The following is a 17,821-nucleotide window of genomic DNA, read 5'->3' as shown; positions in this document are numbered from 1 at the left end:
TCAGGCCTTCTTCGGAGCCAGCTGCTCGATGATCGCCTTCGCGACATCCTGCATCGTCAGACGGCGGTCCATCGACGCCTTCTGGATCCACCGGAACGCCTCGGGCTCGCTCAGGCCCATCTTCTCGTTCAGCAGACCCTTCGCGCGGTCGACGAGCTTGCGGGTCTCGAAGCGCTCGACCATGTCGGCGACCTCGGCCTCGAGCGTGATGATCTGCTCGTGGCGGGCGAGGGCGATCTCGATCGCCGGCAGCAGGTCGTTCGGGGTGAACGGCTTCACGACGTAGGCGAGCGCGCCCGCCTCGCTCGCCCGCTCGACGAGCTCCTTCTGGCTGAAGGCGGTGAGGAGCACGACCGGGGCGATGTGGTTCTTGTTGAGCTTCTCGGCGGCGGAGATGCCATCGAGCTGCGGCATCTTCACGTCCATGATCACCAGGTCGGGGCGCAGCTCGGTCGCGAGGGCGACAGCCGTCTCGCCATCGCCGGCCTCGCCGACCACGTCGTACCCGTTGTCGCGCAGGATCTCGACGATGTCGAGTCGGATGAGCGACTCGTCCTCGGCGACGACGACGCGGCGCGGGGCCGCGGGCTGGGCGGGTACGTCTAGATCAGTCACCTTTGAATCCTAAGGTATGGTCAAACCCGATGCGCGGCGCAGGCCGCACGCCGGTGTGGCGGAATGGCAGACGCGACCGACTCAAAATCGGTTGTCCGTGAGGGCATGTGGGTTCGAGTCCCACCACCGGTACCGACGACGAAGAGGGATGTCCCGCGGGACATCCCTCTTCGTCGTACCGGTGCTACTCGGCTTCCGCCTGGTAGATCGGGGCCTTGCCGTGCACGGCGTCGCCGATCTTGTGGATGCGGATGTCGTTGGTGGAGCCGATGATGCCGGGAGGGGATCCCGAGATCACGACGACCTTGTCGCCGACCTTCGCGAGGCCGTGCGAGAGGAAGAAGTCGTCCACCTGGATGAACATGCGGTCGGTGTGCGGCACGTGCTCGACGATGGTCGACTGCACACCCCAGCTGACCGCCATACGACGACGGATCGCCGGGTCGGCGGCGAACGCCATCATGGGGATGCGCGGGCGCAGGCGAGCCATGCGGCGGGCAGTGTCACCGGACTCCGTGAAGATGCACAGCCACTTCGCGTCGACGAACTCGGCGACCTCGAGGGCCGCGAGCGTGATCGCTCCGGGCTGCGTGCGCGGCTTCGTGGTCAGCGGCGCGATGCGCTCGAGACCGTGCTCCTCGGTCGACTCGACGATGCGGGCCATGGTCTCCACGACCACGACCGGGTACGCGCCGACGCTCGTCTCGCCCGAGAGCATGACCGCGTCGGCACCGTCGAGCACCGCGTTGGCGACGTCGCTGGTCTCGGCGCGGGTCGGCACCGGGTTCTGGATCATCGACTCGAGCATCTGCGTCGCGACGATGACCGGCTTCGCCATGCGGCGGCAGAGCTCGACCGCGCGCTTCTGCACGATCGGCACCGCCTCGAGCGGCAGCTCGACGCCGAGGTCGCCACGGGCGACCATGATGCCGTCGAACGCGTCGATGATCTCCTCGAGGTTGTCGACGGCCTGGGGCTTCTCGATCTTCGCGATGACCGGGATGTGGCGCCCCTCCTCCGCCATGATCACGTGCACGCGCTGCACGTCCTTCGCAGAGCGCACGAACGACAGGGCGATGATGTCCGCGCCGATGCGCAGCGCCCAGCGGAGGTCCGCCTCGTCCTTCTCGCTCAGCGCCGGCACGTTCACGGCGACGCCGGGCAGGTTGATGCCCTTGTTGTTCGAGACGGGACCGCCGACGATCACCTCGGTCGTGACGGTGACGCCGTCGGTCTCGAGGACCTTCACGCGCACCTTGCCGTCGTCGATGAGGAGGAAGTCGCCGGCCTTGACGTCCTGCGGCAGGCCCTTGAAGGTCGTCGAGACGATCTCCTTGGTGCCGGGGATGTCCTCGACCGTGATCTTGAAGATGTCGCCGGGGGCGAGATCGTGAGGTCCGTCGGCGAACTTGCCGAGGCGGATCTTGGGACCTTGGAGGTCCACGAGCACCGCGACCGGGCGCTCAGCGTCGTCGGCTGCCCGGCGCACGTTCGCGAAGTTCGCGTCGTGCACGGAGTAGTCGCCATGGGAAAGGTTCAGGCGCGCGACATCCACACCTGCGTCGATGATCGCGCGGACCATCTCGTAGGTGGAGGTTGCCGGGCCGAGGGTTGCGACGATTTTCGCGCGTCTCATCCTGTGTTCGGCTCCAGTGTGTGGCTGTGGGGTTGGATTCGAGCCTACGCGGGCTGGAGGCCGATCGCGACATCGCTGGCACGAACCGGTGACGGCAGCGAGGTCTCGCCCATGAGGTAACGGTCGACGGATGCCGCGGCGGCCCGTCCTTCGGCGATCGCCCAGACGATCAGCGACTGGCCGCGACCGGCGTCGCCGGCGACGAAGACGCCCGACACGGTGGTCTCGTAGTCGTCGGCGCGCTCGACGTTGCCGCGGTCGGTGAACCGCGTGTTGAGCTGGTCCTCGAGCAGAGCGCGCTCCGGGCCGGTGAAGCCCATCGCGATGAGCACGAGGTCGGCCGGGATCTCCCGCTCGGTACCGCTCTTGGGCACGCGACGGCCGTCGACGTACTCGGTCTCGGCGACGCGGAGGGCCCGCACCTCGCCCGCCTCGTTCGCGAGGAACTCGACGGTCGATGCCAGGAACATCCGCTCGCCGCCCTCCTCGTGCGCCGAGGAGACCTCGAACACGGTGGGAGTCATCGGCCACGGCTGGTGCGCGGGGCGCTCGGTCGGAGGCTGCGTGCCGATGGCGAGGTTGGTCACGCTGAGCGCGCCCTGGCGGTGGGCGGTGCCGATGCAGTCGGCGCCGGTGTCACCGCCTCCGATCACGATGACGTGCTTGCCCTCGGCGGAGATCTGGTGGGGAACCTGGTCGCCCGCGACCGCCTTGTTGGACTCGACGAGGTACTCCATGGCGAAGTGCACCCCGTCGAGGTCGCGGCCCGGGATGGCGAGGTCGCGCGGGATCGTCGACCCGGTCGCGATCACGACCGCGTCGTAGCGCGAACGCAGGTCGGACCAGGAGATGTCGGTGCCGATGGTCACGCCCGCGCGGAAGCGGGTGCCCTCGTCCTGCATCTGACGCAGCCGGGCCTCGAGGTGGCGCTTCTCCATCTTGAAGTCGGGGATGCCGTAGCGCAGCAGACCGCCGATGCGGTCGTCGCGCTCGAAGACCGCGACCGTGTGACCCGCACGGGTGAGCTGCTGGGCGGCGGCAAGACCGGCGGGGCCGGACCCCACCACGGCGACCGTCTTGCCCGTGAGGCGTGCCGGCGGCTTGGAGTCGACCCATCCGTTCGCGAAGGCCTGGTCGATGATCGACACCTCGACCTGCTTGATCGTGACGGCCGGCTGGTTGATGCCGAGCACGCACGCGCTCTCGCAGGGGGCCGGGCACAGGCGACCGGTGAACTCCGGGAAGTTGTTGGTCGCATGCAGACGATCGATGGCCGCGCGGCCCTCGCCGCGCCAGGTGAGGTCGTTCCACTCCGGGATGAGGTTACCCAAGGGGCATCCGGTGTGACAGAACGGCACGCCGCAGTCCATGCAGCGGCCCGCCTGACGACGCAGCACCGCGGAGTCGCCCGGTTCGTACACCTCGCGCCAGTCGAGGATGCGCACGGGAACCGGTCGACGCGACGGGGTCTCGCGCTGGGTCGTCTTCAGAAAGCCCTTCGGGTCAGCCACCCGTCACCTCCAGGATGCGGTTCCACACGACGTCGCCGTCGGGGTCGAGGCCCTGCGCGAGCGCCTCCTGGCGCGTCTGCAGCACCGCTGCGTAGTCGCGCGGAACGACCCGCACGAAGTTGCCGATCTCCTCGTCGAAGCGCTCGAGGAGGCTCGCGGCGAGCACGGACTCGGTCTCGGCGACGTGGCGCTCGAGCAGGTCCTTGAGGATCTCCGCGTCGCCCGAGCCGAGCTCGTCGAGCACGAGCTCGCCGGCGGCCAGCGCCTCGCGGTTCACGAGGGCGGAGTCGAGCCTGTACACGTAGGCCGTGCCGCCCGACATGCCCGCACCGAGGTTGCGTCCGGTCTCACCGAGGATGACCGCGAGCCCGCCCGTCATGTACTCGAGCGCGTGGTCGCCCACGCCCTCCACGACGGCGGTCGCGCCGGAGTTGCGCACCAGGAACCGCTCCCCCACGGTGCCGCGCAGGAACAGCGTTCCCTGCGTTGCGCCGTAGCCGATGACGTTGCCGGCGATCACGTTCTTCGAGGCGGGGAATGTCGCGCCGCGCGGCGGTCGCACGACGATCTGTCCGCCCGACAGACCCTTGCCGACGTAGTCGTTCGAGTCGCCCTCGAGGGTGAGGGTGATGCCGGCCGGCATGAACGCGCCGAACGACTGCCCGGCGGAGCCGTGCAGATTCACGACGATCGAGTCGGTCGGCAGACCGTTCTCGCCGTGCGCGAGCGTGACGTGGTGGCCGAGCATCGTGCCGACAGCGCGCGCGGTGTTGCGCACGGGCAGGTCGATCTCGAGGTGGCCGCCGTGTGCGATGACGTCCTGCGCGCGCTCGATGAGCTGCACGTCGAAGTGGTCGTCGAGCTCGTGCTTCTGGGCGCGCTGGTTGCGCCGCGGCTCGTCGTCGGCGAAGTCGGGACCCTGGAGCACGGGGGCGAGGTTCAGACCATCCGCCTTCCAGTGCTCGATCGCGCCGTTCAGGTCGAGCGCGTCGACACGGCCCACGGCCTCGTCGAGCGTGCGGAACCCGAGCTCGGCGAGGATCTCGCGCACCTCCTGGGCGATGAACTCCATGAAGTTGACGACGAACTCGGGCTTGCCCGAGAAGCGCTCTCGCAGCACCGGGTTCTGCGTCGCCACGCCCACCGGGCAGGTGTCGAGATGACACACGCGCATCATGATGCAGCCGCTGACGACGAGGGGCGCGGTCGCGAAACCGAACTCCTCGGCACCGAGCAGCGCGCCGATGACGACGTCGCGCCCGGTCTTGAGCTGGCCGTCGACCTGCACCACCACGCGGTCGCGCATGCCGTTCAGCATGAGCGTCTGCTGGGTCTCGGCGAGGCCCAGCTCCCACGGGGTGCCGGCGTGCTTGAGCGAGTTGAGGGGGCTCGCGCCGGTGCCGCCGTCGTGACCCGAGACGAGGATGACGTCGGCGAGGGCCTTCGCGGTGCCGGCGGCGACCGCCCCGATGCCGGACTGGCTCACGAGCTTCACGTGCACCCGGGCGCGCGGGTTCGCGCGCTTGAGGTCGAAGATCAGCTGCTTGAGGTCCTCGATCGAGTAGATGTCGTGGTGCGGCGGCGGCGAGATGAGGCCGACGCCGGGGGTGCCGCCGCGGGTGCGGGCGATCCACGGGTACACCTTGCCGGGAGGCAGCTGACCGCCCTCGCCGGGCTTCGCGCCCTGGGCGAGCTTGATCTGGATGTCGTCGGCCTCGGTCAGGTACAGGCTCGTCACGCCGAAGCGGCCCGACGCGACCTGCTTGATCGAGCTGCGACGCTCCGGGTCGAGCAGGCGGTCGACGTCTTCGCCGCCCTCGCCCGTGTTGGACTTCGCGCCGAGGCGGTTCATCGCGATCGCGAGCGTCTCGTGCGCCTCCTTCGAGATGGAGCCGTAGCTCATCGCGCCGGTGGAGAATCGCTTCACGATGGCGGAGACGGGCTCCACCTCATCGATCGGCACGCGCGGACGCTGGTTCTTCTTGAACCCGAACAGGCCGCGGAGGGTCTTCAGCTCGGCCGCCTGGTCGTCGACGAGCTTGGTGTACTCGCGGAAGATGTCGTACCGGCGCTCGCGCGTCGCGTGCTGCAGACGGAAGATCGTCTGCGGGTTGAACAGGTGCGGCGAGCCGTCGCGGCGCCACTGGTACTCGCCGCCGGTCCACAGCCGCTCGTGGGTGCGGGCGGCCTCGTCCTCGGGGTAGGCGAACGCGTGGCGTGCGGCGTTCTCGGCCGCGATCACGTCGAGGCCGATGCCGCCGAGCTTGGACTCGGTGCCGGTGAAGTAGGCGTCGATGAGCTCGCTCGACAGCCCCACGGCCTCGAACGCCTGCGCGCCCGCGTAGGACGACACGGTCGAGATGCCCATCTTCGACATGATCTTCAGCACGCCCTTGCCGAGCGCGTAGATCAGGTTGCGGACGGCCTTCTCGGGCGTGATGTTGGTGATGAAGCCGGCGCGTACGAGGTACTCGACGGTCTCCATCGCGAGGTAGGGGTTCACGGCGGATGCCCCATAGCCGATGAGGGTGGCGACGTGGTGCACCTCGCGCACATCTCCGGCCTCGACGACGAGCCCGACCTTCATGCGGGTCTCGTTGCGGATGAGGTGGTGATGCACGGCGGCGAGCGAGAGCAGCGAGGGGATCGGTGCGAGGTCCTTGTTGGAGTCACGGTCGCTGAGCACGATGAACTCGGCGCCGTCCTCGATGGCCTGGTCGACCTCGCTGCACATCTGCTCGAGGCGCTTCTTCATGCCCTTCGCGCCCGCCTCGACCCGGTAGAGGCCGCGGATGGTCACCGAGGTGCGGCCCGGGAGGGCCGTGTCGATGTGCTGGATCTTCGCGAGCTCGTCGTTGTCGATGACGGGGAAGTCGAGCGTGACCGTGCGCGTGTGCTCCGGACCCCAGGCCAGCAGGTTCGGCTCCGGGCCGAGACCGAGTGCGAGGGAGGTGACGATCTCCTCCCGCAGCGAGTCGAGCGGCGGGTTCGTGACCTGGGCGAACTGCTGGGTGAAGTAGTCGAACAGCAGGCGCGGACGCTCGCTGAGCACCGCGACCGGGGTGTCGCTTCCCATCGCGCCGAGGGGCTCGGCGCCGTTCTGTCCCATCGGGGTCAGGAGGATGCGCACCTCCTCCTCGGTGTACCCGAACGTGCGCTGGCGGCGCGTGATCGAGGCGATCGGATGCACGATGTGCTCGCGCTCGGGAAGGTCGGCGAGACGCACCCGACCCGCGTCCAGCCATTCCTGCCACGGGTGCAGGGTGGAGAGCTGCTGCTTGATCTCGTCGTCCTCGATGATGCGGCGCTCGGCCGTGTCGACGAGGAACATGCGCCCCGGGCGCAGACGGCCGCGGCGCTTGATGCGCTCGGGCTCGAAGTCGAGCACGCCGGTCTCGGAGCCGATGACGACGAGGCCGTCGGTCGTCTCCGTCCAGCGACCCGGGCGCAGGCCGTTACGGTCGAGGGTCGCGCCGACGAGCGTGCCGTCGGTGAAGATGAGCGCGGCGGGGCCGTCCCACGGCTCCATCTGCATGGAGTGGTAGTCGTAGAACGCCCGCAGTTGCGGGTCGATGTCGGCCTGCTTCTCGTACGCCTCCGGCACCATCATCATGATCGCGTGCGGGAGGCTGCGTCCCGTGAGCGTGAGCAGCTCGAGCACCTCGTCGAACGAGGCCGAGTCGCTGGCGCCGTCGGTGCAGATGGGCAGCAGCGGGCGGATGTCTCCGACCAGCGCCGACTCGAGCTGCGACTGACGCGCCCGCATCCAGTTGCGGTTGCCGCTGACCGTGTTGATCTCGCCGTTGTGCGCGAGCATGCGCAGCGGCTGCGCGAGCGGCCACGACGGGAACGTGTTTGTCGAGTACCGGGAGTGCACGACGGCGAGCTCCGAGGTGAACCGCTCGTCCTGCAGGTCGGGGTAGAACGGCTCGAGCTGCAGGGTCGTGACCATGCCCTTGTAGCCGAGGGTGCGGCTGGAGAGCGACACGAAGTAGGCGCCGTGCTCGCGGCGCGCCCGCTTGCGCAGCCGGTAGACGCGGCGGTCGAGCGCGATGCCCGACAGCGCCGACGCGTCGCCGACCGCGGGACGTGAGACGAAGATCTGCTCGAACGCGGGACGAGCCTCGAACGCGAGCTTGCCGAGGTGGGCGTCGTCGGTCGGCACCTCGCGCCAGCCGAGCACGATGAGGTTCTCGGATGCCGCGACCTGCTCGATCCCGTCCTTGACCCGCTGGCGCTCCGCCGCGTCGAGCGGCAGGAAGGCGAGCCCGGCGGCGTACTCGCCGACCGGGGGCAACTCGAAGCCGACGACCGCGCGCAGGAAGGCATCGGGCATCTGGGTGAGGATGCCGGCGCCGTCGCCCGTGCCCGCGTCGGAGCCGATCGCGCCGCGGTGCTCGAGGTTGCGCAGGGCGGTGAGCGCCAGGCTGACGATGTCGTGGCCGGGCGTGCCGCGAAGGGTCGCGACCATCGCCAGGCCGCAGGCGTCCTTCTCGAACGCGGGGTTGTACATCCCCTGGGCGGCCGGGAACGTCCCGCCGGGGATGCTGTGACGGAGGCTGGGGGCCATGCGTACCGTCCTCACTTGGTGCTGTGCTGGGACGACGTCGGCCCGAAGGAGTTACTGTGCGGCAGCGGAGCTTGTGGCGGTGCCCTGACCGAGTGCGTCCGCGGGCGGCTCGCTCACGTCGACGTACTGGTCGGTATCCAGCGATTGTACAGGCGATGAACCGGGTGCTCCGCGTCCGGGCCGATAGGGCGACGGCTCGAGGCCGAGGTGGCGCGTCGTCTGCACGATGTAGATCACGAGGCCGGCGATGACCCCGAGGATCGCCGCCCAGACGTTGACGCGGAGCCCGAGGTAGATCTCGCTCGGGTCGATGCGGATGCTCTCCCAGACGATGCGGCCGGCGGAGTACCAGATCAGGTAGATCGCGAACAGACGACCCCACTGGAGGCGGAACCGGCGGGCGATGACGAGCAGCACGATCGCGCCGAGCGTGTTCCAGATGACCTCGTAGAGGAAGGTCGGCTGGAACAGCGTGCCTGCGGGCAGGCCCTGCGGGATCGCCGGGTTCGACGAGTCGATCTCGAGGCCCCACGGGGCGTCGGTGGGGAGGCCGAAGAGCTCCTGGTTGAAGTAGTTGCCGAAACGGCCGATGGCCTGGGCGAGGATCAGGCCCGGTGCGAGGGCGTCGGCGAAGGTCCAGAAGCGGATGCCCGTCCAGCGGCATCCGATGATCGCTCCGATCGCCCCGCCGATGAGCGCGCCGTAGATGGCGATTCCGCCCTCCCAGATGTAGAACACCGAGAGCACGTCCTTGCCCGCGCCGAAGTAGTCGGCCGGGTGGGTGAGCACGTGGTACGCGCGGGCCCCGATGATCGCCAGCGGCACCGCGAACAGGGCGATGTCGATGACGACCCAGCGCTCCGCTCCGCGCTTGGTGAGGAAGTGGTTCGTCATCAGCACCGCGACCACGATCCCCGCGATGATGCACAGCGCGTAGAAGTAGATGCGCACGGGACCGAGCTGGAAGTAGCTGATCGACGGGCTCGGGATGCTGGCGAACACGCTGGTCAGCGCGCTCGTGGGGGCGAACGTCATGGTGCGAGTCTACGGGCGCGGACGAGCCGTGCCGGACGCGAGCGCCCCCGCCACCCGGCGCAGTCCGTCGACCCCGCCGTCGCGCAGCGCGCGCACGAGCGCGGTGCCCACGATCGCGCCGTCGGCGTAGCCGACCACACCCGCGACCTGCTCGGGCGTGGAGATGCCGATGCCCACGCACGCGTGCGCCGCGCCGTGCGCGCGGAGACGCTCGGTGAGGCGGCGGGCCGCGGCATCCAGCTCTGCCCGCTCCCCCGTGATGCCCATCGTCGAGACCGTGTACACGAAGCCGGTCGAGGCCTTCACGACCAGGTCGAGGCGCTCGTCGGTGGAGGTGGGCGCCGCGAGGAACACGCGGTCGAGGCCGGTGCGCTCGCTGGCGGCGATCCACTCCGCGGCCGACTCGGGCGTGACGTCGGGGGTGATGAGACCTGCGCCGCCGGCGGCGAGGAGGTCGTCCGCGTACCGGTCGACGCCGTACTGCAGCACCGGGTTCCAGTAGGTCATCACCAGCACCGGGACATCCACGCGGCGGGTGATCTCCGCGATCGCCGGGAACAGGTCGCGCAGCCGGAAGCCGTTCGCGAGCGCCTGCTGGGTCGCCTGCTGGATGACCTCGCCGTCCATGACCGGGTCGGAGTACGGCGGACCGAGCTCGAGGATGTCGGCCCCCGCCTCGGCGAGGGCGACGGCCGCCTCGATGCTCGTGGCCGTGTCGGGGAACCCGACGGGCAGGTAGCCGACGAACGCACCACGCCCCTCGGCGTGGGCCTTCTCGATCGCGGCGGCGACGCGGCTCATGCGCCGGCCTCCTCGTCGTAGAGGCCGAAGTAGCGGGCGGCGGTGTCCATGTCCTTGTCGCCGCGGCCCGACAGGCTCACGGCGAGCACGGCGTCGGGGCCGAGCTCGCGGCCGACGCGGATCGCGCCGGCCAGGGCGTGCGCCGACTCGATGGCCGGGATGATGCCCTCGGTGCGGCTGAGGAGCCTCAGCGCCTGCATCGCCTCGTCGTCGGTCGCGGGGATGTACTGCGCACGACCGATCGCGGCGAGCCACGCGTGCTCGGGACCGACGCCCGGGTAGTCGAGGCCGGCGGAGATCGAGTGGGATTCGATGGTCTGGCCGTCCTCGTCCTGCAGGACGTAGGTCTTCGCGCCGTGCAGGACGCCCGGACGTCCCCGTTCGATGGATGCCGCGTGCCGCTCCGTGTCGACGCCGTCACCGGCCGCCTCGACGCCGTAGAGGGCGACGCCCTCGTCGTCGAGGAACGCATCGAACATGCCGATCGCGTTCGACCCGCCGCCGACGCACGCCAGCACGGCATCGGGGAGGCGCCCGATCTCGTCGAGGAGCTGCGCGCGCGCCTCTTCGGAGATGACCTTCTGGAAGTCGCGCACCATGGCCGGGAACGGGTGGGGACCCGCCGCCGTGCCGAAGATGTAGTTCGTCGTCTCGACGCTCGCGACCCAGTCGCGGTACGCCTCGTTGATGGCGTCCTTCAGGGTGCGGCTGCCGGTCGTGACCGGCACGACCTCGGCACCGAGAAGACGCATGCGGGCGACGTTCAGCGCCTGGCGCTCGGTGTCGACCTCGCCCATGTAGATCGTGCAGTCGAAGCCGAAGAGGGCGGCCGCGGTGGCTGTCGCCACGCCGTGCTGGCCGGCGCCCGTCTCGGCGATCACCCGCGTCTTGCCGAGCCGCTTCGTGAGCAGCGCCTGCCCGATGACGTTGTTGATCTTGTGGGAGCCGGTGTGGTTGAGGTCCTCGCGCTTGAGGAAGATGCGCGCGCCGCCCGCGTGCGCGGCGAAGCGCGGCACCTCGGTGATCGGCGAGGGCCGGCCGGCGTACGAGCGCAGGAGTTCGGCGAACTCGGCATGGAACGCGGGGTCGACCTTCGCCGACTCGTAGCAGGCGGTGAGCTCGTCGATCGCGGCGATGAGCGACTCCGGCATGAACCGGCCGCCGAACTCGCCGAAGAACGGCCCCTGGGCGTCGCGCAGCGCGCTCATACGGTCTCTCCTCGGAACGCGCGGAGGGTGGCGACGGGGTCGCCGGTGACGAGCGCCTCGCCGACCAGCACGGCATCGGCTCCGGCCGCGCGGTAGTGGGCGACATCCGCCGGCGTCAGCACGGCAGACTCCGCCACCTTGATCGCCCCGACCGGGAAGCGGTCGACGAGGCTTCCGAACAGGTCGCGGTCGAGGTCGAAGGTGGTGAGGTCGCGGGCGTTCACGCCCACGAGCCGCGCACCGATCTCGCCGGCCGCGTCGAGCTCGCTCGCCGAATGGGCCTCGACGAGCGGAGTCATGCCGAGCTCGGTGACGAGCGCGTGCAGCCGCGTGAGGGTCGGCAGGTCGAGGGCGGCGACGATCAGCAGCACGAGGTCGGCGCCGGCGGCGCGGGCCTCGAGCACCTGGTACTCGGTGGCGATGAAGTCCTTTCGGAGAACCGGCAGGGTCACCGCCTGCTTCACGGCGCGCAGGTCCTCGAGCGACCCCTTGAAGCGACGCTGCTCGGTGAGCACCGAGATCGCGCTCGCGCCGCCGGTCTCGTAGAGAACCGCCTGGTGCGCCGGATCGGGGATGGCCGCCAGGTCGCCGCGCGACGGGCTCGCGCGCTTGACCTCGGCGATGATCTTCACCCGGTCGGACGGCGCGAGGAAGGCGAGGGCGTCACGGGCTGCGGGCGCGGCGAGAGCCGAGCGCTCGACCTCGTGCAGCGGGCTGCGGGCGGCGCGCGCCTCACTGTCGGCGACGGAGCCGGCGGTCAGCTCCTCGAGCAGGTTCAATGCTGCTTGGGGACGTACTTCGGCCCGTTGGCGCCCCAACCGAGGCGCGACAGCACGAGACCGACGAGAGCGCCCACGACGACGAGCACCACGGAGGCCCAGACGAGCCAGACCACCTCGAGGTAGAACGCGACCGTGCCGATCGACAGCGCGACCAGCATGATCACGACGGCCGTCCATGCGGCGGGCGAGTGTCCGTGGCCAGGGTCGCCAATCGAGTCGGTCATGATCCTCCTTCGGGAGCGTGCGAACGCCCGTCCAGTCTAGTGGTCTCGTCTTCGTCCTCCGGTGCGGCGCGGCCCGCGTCGGTCGGGTCGTCGCCGCGCGAGAGGGAGTCCCACGAGTCGACCGCGTCGAGTGGCCCGGTGGCCGCGACGACCGCGGTGGATGTCTCGTACCGCCGACCACCCGTGCGCCACCGGTGGGCGGTGGCGAGGGTGAACGCGCCGCTGACGGCGAGCAGCACCCAGCCGAACAGCGCGCCCCACGCCCAGCCTGAGACCACGGCATGGTCGATGAGCGCGGCGATCGCGGCCGACCCGGCGATGCCGGTGGCCTTGGTGATGGGCGCGGCGACCGCGGCCACCGGCGGACCCGTCACGACCTGCAGCGTCAGGATGAACAGCCACACGGCGCCCGCGAGGGCGAGGGCGCCGAAGACATACCGCAGGATGCGCCAGACGATCGACAGCGCGAGGCCGAGTGCGAGCGCGGCGAGGCTGAGCGGCGCGAGCACCGGCACGGCATCGTTTCCGGCGACCGCGATATCGGGAGCAGAGCCGGCCGTGAGGATGACGTCGACCCACGTCTGCGTCGAGGAGATGATGCCGATCGCCCCGGCGACGAGCGCGGCGAGCACGGCGATCAGACGCGCACGGGCGATCACGGGCGCTCCTCCCCCGCCACGCCGTCGACCGCGTCGAGGTCGGCGGTGTCGAAGCAGCTGCGCAGGCCCGTGTGGCACGCGGGCCCCACCTGGTCGACCTCGATCAGCAGTGCGTCGCCGTCGCAGTCGAGGTGTGCCGACTTCACGAGCTGGATGTGGCCCGACGTGTCACCCTTACGCCAGTACTCCTGGCGGGACCGCGACCAGTAGGTGACGCGACCGGTGGTCAACGTGCGACGGAGCGCCTCGGCATCCATCCACCCCAGCATGAGCACCTCGTGGGTGTCCCACTGCTGCACGATCGCGGGGGCGAGACCGTCGGCGTTGAACGCGACGGCGGCGATGCGCTCGTCGAGCGAGCCCGTCATCGGCGTACCTCCACTCCGTCGGCGACGAGGGCGGATTTCACATCGCCCACCGTCAGCTGGCCCGAGTGGAACACGCTCGCCGCCAGCACCGCATCGGCGCCCGCGCGCACAGCGGGGGCGAAGTCGGCCGCACGGCCGGCGCCGCCCGAGGCGATCACGGGCACGCTCGAGATCTCGCGCATGAGGGCGACGAGCTCGAGGTCGAAGCCGTCCTTCGTGCCGTCGGCGTCGATGGAGTTCACCAGCAGCTCGCCGGCGCCGCGCTCGATGGCCTCCTGCGCCCAGGCGAGGGCGTCGAGGGATGTCTCGGTGCGTCCGCCGTGGGTGGTGACGACGAATCCGCTGGGCGTCGCCGCCGAGCGCTTCACGTCGAGGGAGAGCACGAGCACCTGAGCGCCGAAGCGATCGGCGATCTCACCGAGCAGCTCGGGGCGTGCGATGGCGGCTGAGTTGACGCCCACTTTGTCGGCGCCGCAGGCGAGCAGGCGCGCCACGTCGTCGGTCGCCCGCACGCCGCCGCCCACGGTCAACGGGATGAAGACCTCCTCGGCCGTGCGCTGCACGACCTCGTAGGTGGTCGCCCGCTCGTCGACGGTCGCGGTGACGTCGAGGAAGGTGATCTCGTCGGCCCCCTGCGCGAAGTAGAGCCGGGCGAGCTCGACCGGGTCGCCCATGTCGCGGAGGTTCTCGAAGTTCACGCCCTTCACGACGCGGCCGGCCGCGACATCCAGGCACGGGATCACCCGCGTGACGACGCTCATCAGAGCCTCGCGGCGGCGATCTCGGTGACGAGGATGGCTCGGGCGCCGAGCGCGTAGAGGTCGTCCATGACGCGGTTGACGCCCTTGCGGGGGCTCATCACCCGCACGGCGACCCACTCGGGGTCGCGCAGCGGCGACACGGTCGGCGACTCGATGCCGGGGGCGACGGCGACGGCCTGGTCGAGCAGCACCAGCGGCAGGTCGTAGTCGACCATCACGTACTGGCGCGCCACGAGCACGCCGCGCAGGCGTCGCAGCAGGGTGTCGAGACCGTCGGGCTCGGTGCTGCCGCTGATGAGCACGGCCTCGGACTGCAGCAGCACGGGACCGAAGATCTCGAGGCCCGCCTGGCGCAGCGTGGTGCCCGTCGACACGACGTCGGCGACCGCATCGGCCACACCGAGCTGCACGGCCGACTCGACCGCGCCATCGAGGGGAACGAGGTCGACGGCGACGCCCTGCTCGTCGAGGTAGCCGTCGACGAGGCCGGGGTAGGCCGTGGCGACGCGCAGCCCGTGCAGGTCGCTCAGCTCGCGGAAGCGGCCGGGAGGGCCCGCGAACCGGAACGTCGAATCGGCGAAGCCGAGCGTCTCGATCTCGCGTGCACCGGGCATGCGGGCGTCCAGCAGCAGGTCGCGGCCGGTGATGCCGACATCGAGCGCGCCCGAGCCGACGTAGGTCGCGATGTCGCGAGGGCGGAGGTAGAAGAACTCGACGTCGTTGGCGGCGTCGAGCACGTAGAGGTCTTTGGGATCGCGTCGGCCGGTGTACCCGGCCTCCTGCAGCATCTCGGCTGCGGTCTCGGCGAGCGAGCCCTTGTTGGGCACGGCGATTCTGAGCATGGTCTTCTCTGCGGTCGTGTGATGAGCGGATGCCTCGTGCCGGCGGGGCCGGCGCGGGTCACAGATGTCGGTAGACGTCCTGCAGGGTCAGACCCTTCGCGAGCATCAGCACCTGGAGGTGGTAGAGCAGCTGGGAGATCTCCTCCGCCGCCTCGGCGTCGGACTGGAACTCCGCGGCCATCCACACCTCGGCGGCCTCTTCGACGATCTTCTTGCCGATCGCGTGCACACCCGCATCGAGCTCGGCGACCGTGCCGGAACCGGCGGGACGCTCCTGGGCTTTGACGGTGAGCTCAGCGAACAGCTCGTCGAACGACTTCACCCTGCAAGGGTAGCGAACCGCGCGGCCCCCTCGGGCCCAGGCCCGCCTCAGTGCGCGTGGGCGTGACGGGCGGCGCCGCTGCGCAGCGCCTCGATCGCGCGGGCCGGGTCGTCGGCGCCGAACACCGCGGAGCCGGCGACGAAGGTGTCGGCGCCCGCCTCGGCGGCCTGGGCGATCGTCGACTCGCCGATGCCGCCGTCGACCTGCAGCCACACCGACGATCCTCGGCGACGCGCCTCGGCGGCCAGCGCCGACAGCTTCGGCATCGTGGAAGTCATGAACGACTGTCCGCCGAAGCCCGGCTCGACGGTCATCACCAGAATCTGGTCGAACTCGTCGAGCACGTCGTACAGGCCCTCGCCGGGGGTTCCGGGCTTGATGGCGACGCCGGCGCGCGCGCCGATGCCGCGCAGGGTGCGGGCCAGGGCGATCGGATCGGTCGCGGCCTCGAGATGGAAGGTGACGGATGCCGCGCCGAGCTCGGCGTAACCGGGGGCCCAGCGGTCGGCGTCGTCGATCATCAGGTGCACATCGAGCGGCACCGGGCTCGTCTCCTGGATGCGCTGCACCATCTGCGGCCCGAACGTGAGGTTCGGCACGAAGTGGTTGTCCATGACGTCGACGTGCACGAAGTCTGCGGTCGCGATGCGGTCGAGGTCCGCCTGCATGTTCACGAAGTCGGCGGAGAGGATGGAGGGATTGATGCGGATGTCGCTCACTCCCCCATTATCCCGGGCCGGACCTCGCCACCCGGGACGTCAGCGACGTCGGAGCAGCGCGAGGAACATCCCGTCGGTGCCGTGGCGGTGGGGCCAGAGCTGGGCGTGTCCGTCGTCGGACGCCGGCTCGGGGAGATCGAGCGGGCGCCGGGCGACCCGCTGCAGCACCTCGCGGGCGTCGACCGGCTCGAGGGCGTCGCCCCACTCGCGGCGCACGTCGGCCACGACGCCCTGCGTCTCGGCGAGATGCGGGGAGCAGGTGACGTACGCGACCACGCCGCCCGGGGCCAGCGCGCCCACAGCCGAGGACAGCAGCTCCCGCTGCAGCGGGGTGAGGTCCGCGACATCCGATGACTGCTTGCGCCACCGCGCCTCGGGACGCCGGCGCAGCGCGCCGAGACCCGTGCACGGCGCGTCGACGAGGATGCGGTCGTACGCACCCGCGGCGCTCGCCGCCCGCTCGCGCCCGTCGAGCTCGGAGACGTCGACCGGGAGCGGCACGGCGGCCACCGAACGGCGCACCAGTCCCGCGCGGGCCGGAACCGGCTCGTTCGCATCGAGGACGGCTCCGTGCGCGAGGGCCTCGGCCGCGAGCAGTGCGGTCTTGCCGCCCGGCCCCGCGCACAGGTCGAGCCACCGCTCCCCCGCGCGCACGGGGGCGTGGCGGCTGAGCGCCAGGGCGACGAGCTGGGATCCCTCGTCCTGTACGCGCACCCGGCCGCCCGCCGCGGTGATGACGGGCTCCGGGTCGCCGCCGGCGAGTCGGAAGCCGACGGGCGAGTACGGGGTGCGGGCGCTGTCCGCGTCAGGATCGACGAGCCCCGGGAGCGCCGCCATCGTGACGCCCGGTGCCGCGTTGTCGGCGGTCAGCAGCGCTTCGAGCTCGTCGGCGCGGCCCTCGGCGGCGAGGGCGCGACGGAAGGCGCGGACCACCCAGACCGGGTGCGAGAACCGCAGCGCGAGGCGCTCGTCGTCGGAGCGCGCCTCGTCGGCGATGCGGGAGAACCAGTCGCCGGGGTTGTCGCGGGAGATCCGGCGCAGCACCGCGTTCGCGAAGCCGGTCACGGCGGGGCCGATCTCGCGCCGCACCAGATCGACGGTGTCGTGCACGGCGGCATGCGACGCGATGCGCGTCGCGAGGATCTGGTGGGCGCCGAGCCGCAGCGCGTCGAGCACGGGCGGGTCGATCAGCGCGATGTCGCGGCCCGCGGCGAGCGAGATGACCGCGTCATAGGTGCCTTCGCGGCGCAGGGTGCCGTAGGTGAGCTCGGTCGCGAGCGCCGCATCGGCGCTGCTCAGCCCGGCGCGGGTGATGGCGGCGGGCAGCAGCAGGTTCGCGTACGCGTCGTCGGCGTGCACGGCCCGGATGACCTCGAACGCGACACGGCGAGCGGGGGCGGTCATTTCTCGACCCGCAGCTCGTCGACCCGCAGGCCGCGCCACCAGTCGCCGGCGACCATCGCCGCCTTGCCCGCCGGCTGCACCCGCTCGAGCGCGATCGCGTCGTCGGCCGTGCCGACCACCACCTCGCGGCCCTGCAGGGCGAGCTGACCCGGGGCAGGGCGGGCGGTGGACTCGGCGCGGTGGGCGGCGAGCACCTTCAGGCGCTGACCGTCGACGACGAGGTGGGCGCCCGGCTCCGGGGTGACCCCGCGGAACCGCCCGAGCACGACGTCGGCGGTCTGTGTCACGTCGAGCCGTCCGTCGGCGGCGTCGAGCTTCGGCGCGAGGGTCGGCGTGCCCGCCTGGGGCGTCGCGACGGCCGTTC

The 17,821-nt window shown here is 70.8% G+C and carries 16 protein-coding genes, 1 tRNA gene and 1 pseudogene; 1 reads left to right on the top strand and 17 read right to left on the bottom strand.

Annotated elements, in window-relative coordinates; translation table 11 throughout:
- The gene (locus BGO15_RS08935) at positions 1 to 615 is read right to left on the bottom strand and encodes an ANTAR domain-containing response regulator (protein ID WP_045248113.1); all 615 of its coding nucleotides are present in this window, start codon (positions 613 to 615) and stop codon (positions 1 to 3) included.
- A 49-nt stretch (positions 616 to 664) separates the two neighbouring features.
- On the opposite strand from BGO15_RS08935, the gene BGO15_RS08930 reads away from it, so the two are divergent.
- Positions 665 to 747, top strand: a tRNA-Leu gene (locus BGO15_RS08930).
- 52 nt (positions 748 to 799) lie between these two features.
- Here the strand turns inward: BGO15_RS08930 and pyk are convergent.
- From pyk to BGO15_RS08850, 16 genes and pseudogenes are all read right to left on the bottom strand, one after another.
- The gene (pyk, locus tag BGO15_RS08925; protein WP_045248112.1) at positions 800 to 2,251 is read right to left on the bottom strand and encodes a pyruvate kinase; all 1,452 of its coding nucleotides are present in this window, start codon (positions 2,249 to 2,251) and stop codon (positions 800 to 802) included.
- 44 nt (positions 2,252 to 2,295) lie between these two features.
- Positions 2,296 to 3,762, bottom strand: coding sequence for a glutamate synthase subunit beta (locus BGO15_RS08920; protein WP_056209027.1), 1,467 nt, complete (start codon positions 3,760 to 3,762; stop codon positions 2,296 to 2,298).
- Complete coding sequence (gene gltB / locus BGO15_RS08915) at positions 3,755 to 8,332, bottom strand: glutamate synthase large subunit (protein WP_056209024.1); 4,578 nt, start codon at positions 8,330 to 8,332, stop codon at positions 3,755 to 3,757. Before gltB ends, BGO15_RS08920 begins: the two co-directional genes overlap by 8 nt.
- A gap of 51 nt (positions 8,333 to 8,383) precedes the next feature.
- Entirely contained in the window at positions 8,384 to 9,367 is a 984-nt protein-coding gene (lgt, locus tag BGO15_RS08910) for a prolipoprotein diacylglyceryl transferase (RefSeq protein WP_056209022.1), read from the bottom strand.
- A 9-nt stretch (positions 9,368 to 9,376) separates the two neighbouring features.
- Positions 9,377 to 10,168 carry a tryptophan synthase subunit alpha gene (gene trpA, locus BGO15_RS08905; protein ID WP_056209019.1) on the bottom strand — a complete coding sequence of 264 codons (792 nt, stop codon included), beginning with the start codon at positions 10,166 to 10,168 and terminating at the stop codon, positions 9,377 to 9,379.
- A complete protein-coding gene (gene trpB, locus BGO15_RS08900) occupies positions 10,165 to 11,376 on the bottom strand; it encodes a tryptophan synthase subunit beta (RefSeq protein WP_056209016.1) in 1,212 nt (403 codons plus the stop codon). The genes trpA and trpB overlap by 4 nt, the downstream gene beginning before the upstream one ends.
- Positions 11,373 to 12,149: an indole-3-glycerol phosphate synthase TrpC gene (gene trpC, locus BGO15_RS08895; protein ID WP_056209241.1), complete on the bottom strand. Its 777-nt coding sequence runs from the start codon at positions 12,147 to 12,149 to the stop codon at positions 11,373 to 11,375. Before trpC ends, trpB begins: the two co-directional genes overlap by 4 nt.
- Before the next feature lie 2 nt (positions 12,150 to 12,151).
- Complete coding sequence (locus BGO15_RS08890) at positions 12,152 to 12,382, bottom strand: DUF6704 family protein (protein WP_045248107.1); 231 nt, start codon at positions 12,380 to 12,382, stop codon at positions 12,152 to 12,154.
- Complete coding sequence (locus tag BGO15_RS08885; protein WP_082483185.1) at positions 12,379 to 13,041, bottom strand: Trp biosynthesis-associated membrane protein; 663 nt, start codon at positions 13,039 to 13,041, stop codon at positions 12,379 to 12,381. The genes BGO15_RS08890 and BGO15_RS08885 overlap by 4 nt, the downstream gene beginning before the upstream one ends.
- Positions 13,038 to 13,409, bottom strand: coding sequence for a phosphoribosyl-AMP cyclohydrolase (gene hisI / locus BGO15_RS08880; RefSeq protein WP_056209013.1), 372 nt, complete (start codon positions 13,407 to 13,409; stop codon positions 13,038 to 13,040). The genes BGO15_RS08885 and hisI overlap by 4 nt, the downstream gene beginning before the upstream one ends.
- On the bottom strand, positions 13,406 to 14,170 hold the full coding sequence (gene hisF, locus BGO15_RS08875) for an imidazole glycerol phosphate synthase subunit HisF (protein ID WP_045248105.1): 765 nt from the start codon (positions 14,168 to 14,170) through the stop codon (positions 13,406 to 13,408). The genes hisI and hisF overlap by 4 nt, the downstream gene beginning before the upstream one ends.
- On the bottom strand, positions 14,170 to 15,012 hold the full coding sequence (hisG, locus tag BGO15_RS08870; RefSeq protein WP_045248104.1) for an ATP phosphoribosyltransferase: 843 nt from the start codon (positions 15,010 to 15,012) through the stop codon (positions 14,170 to 14,172). The genes hisF and hisG overlap by 1 nt, the downstream gene beginning before the upstream one ends.
- Positions 15,013 to 15,070: 58 nt before the next feature.
- A complete protein-coding gene (locus tag BGO15_RS08865) occupies positions 15,071 to 15,334 on the bottom strand; it encodes a phosphoribosyl-ATP diphosphatase (protein ID WP_045248103.1) in 264 nt (87 codons plus the stop codon).
- 47 nt (positions 15,335 to 15,381) lie between these two features.
- Complete coding sequence (rpe, locus tag BGO15_RS08860; RefSeq protein ID WP_056209010.1) at positions 15,382 to 16,053, bottom strand: ribulose-phosphate 3-epimerase; 672 nt, start codon at positions 16,051 to 16,053, stop codon at positions 15,382 to 15,384.
- Between the two features lie 39 nt (positions 16,054 to 16,092).
- The gene (locus BGO15_RS08855) at positions 16,093 to 17,457 is read right to left on the bottom strand and encodes an RsmB/NOP family class I SAM-dependent RNA methyltransferase (protein WP_056209005.1); all 1,365 of its coding nucleotides are present in this window, start codon (positions 17,455 to 17,457) and stop codon (positions 16,093 to 16,095) included.
- Positions 17,454 to 17,821 (bottom strand): annotated as a pseudogene (locus BGO15_RS08850) (methionyl-tRNA formyltransferase); the annotation flags it as partial. The pseudogene BGO15_RS08850 and the gene BGO15_RS08855, both read right to left, overlap by 4 nt.

It is taken from the genome of Microbacterium sp. 71-23, from assembly GCF_001897265.1.
GTDB classification, from domain to species: Bacteria; Actinomycetota; Actinomycetes; order Actinomycetales; family Microbacteriaceae; genus Microbacterium; species Microbacterium ginsengisoli.
Note: the sequence above shows the minus strand (reverse complement) of the source record. Positions and strands in the feature narration are given on the sequence as shown.

Coding starts and splice junctions, on each gene's coding strand:
- trpA (WP_056209019.1), bottom strand. CDS start 10,168: ATGAGCCGCGTCGCCGCCGCGATCGAGAAGGCCCACGCCGAGGGGCGT.
- hisI (WP_056209013.1), bottom strand. CDS start 13,409: ATGACGGGCTCGCTCGACGAGCGCATCGCCGCCGTCGCGTTCAACGCC.
- hisF (WP_045248105.1), bottom strand. CDS start 14,170: ATGAGCGTCGTCACGCGGGTGATCCCGTGCCTGGATGTCGCGGCCGGC.
- BGO15_RS08855 (WP_056209005.1), bottom strand. CDS start 17,457: ATGACCGCCCCCGCTCGCCGTGTCGCGTTCGAGGTCATCCGGGCCGTG.
- BGO15_RS08890 (WP_045248107.1), bottom strand. CDS start 12,382: ATGACCGACTCGATTGGCGACCCTGGCCACGGACACTCGCCCGCCGCA.
- hisG (WP_045248104.1), bottom strand. CDS start 15,012: ATGCTCAGAATCGCCGTGCCCAACAAGGGCTCGCTCGCCGAGACCGCA.
- pyk (WP_045248112.1), bottom strand. CDS start 2,251: ATGAGACGCGCGAAAATCGTCGCAACCCTCGGCCCGGCAACCTCCACC.
- gltB (WP_056209024.1), bottom strand. CDS start 8,332: ATGGCCCCCAGCCTCCGTCACAGCATCCCCGGCGGGACGTTCCCGGCC.
- lgt (WP_056209022.1), bottom strand. CDS start 9,367: ATGACGTTCGCCCCCACGAGCGCGCTGACCAGCGTGTTCGCCAGCATC.
- trpB (WP_056209016.1), bottom strand. CDS start 11,376: ATGAGCGCGCTGCGCGACGCCCAGGGGCCGTTCTTCGGCGAGTTCGGC.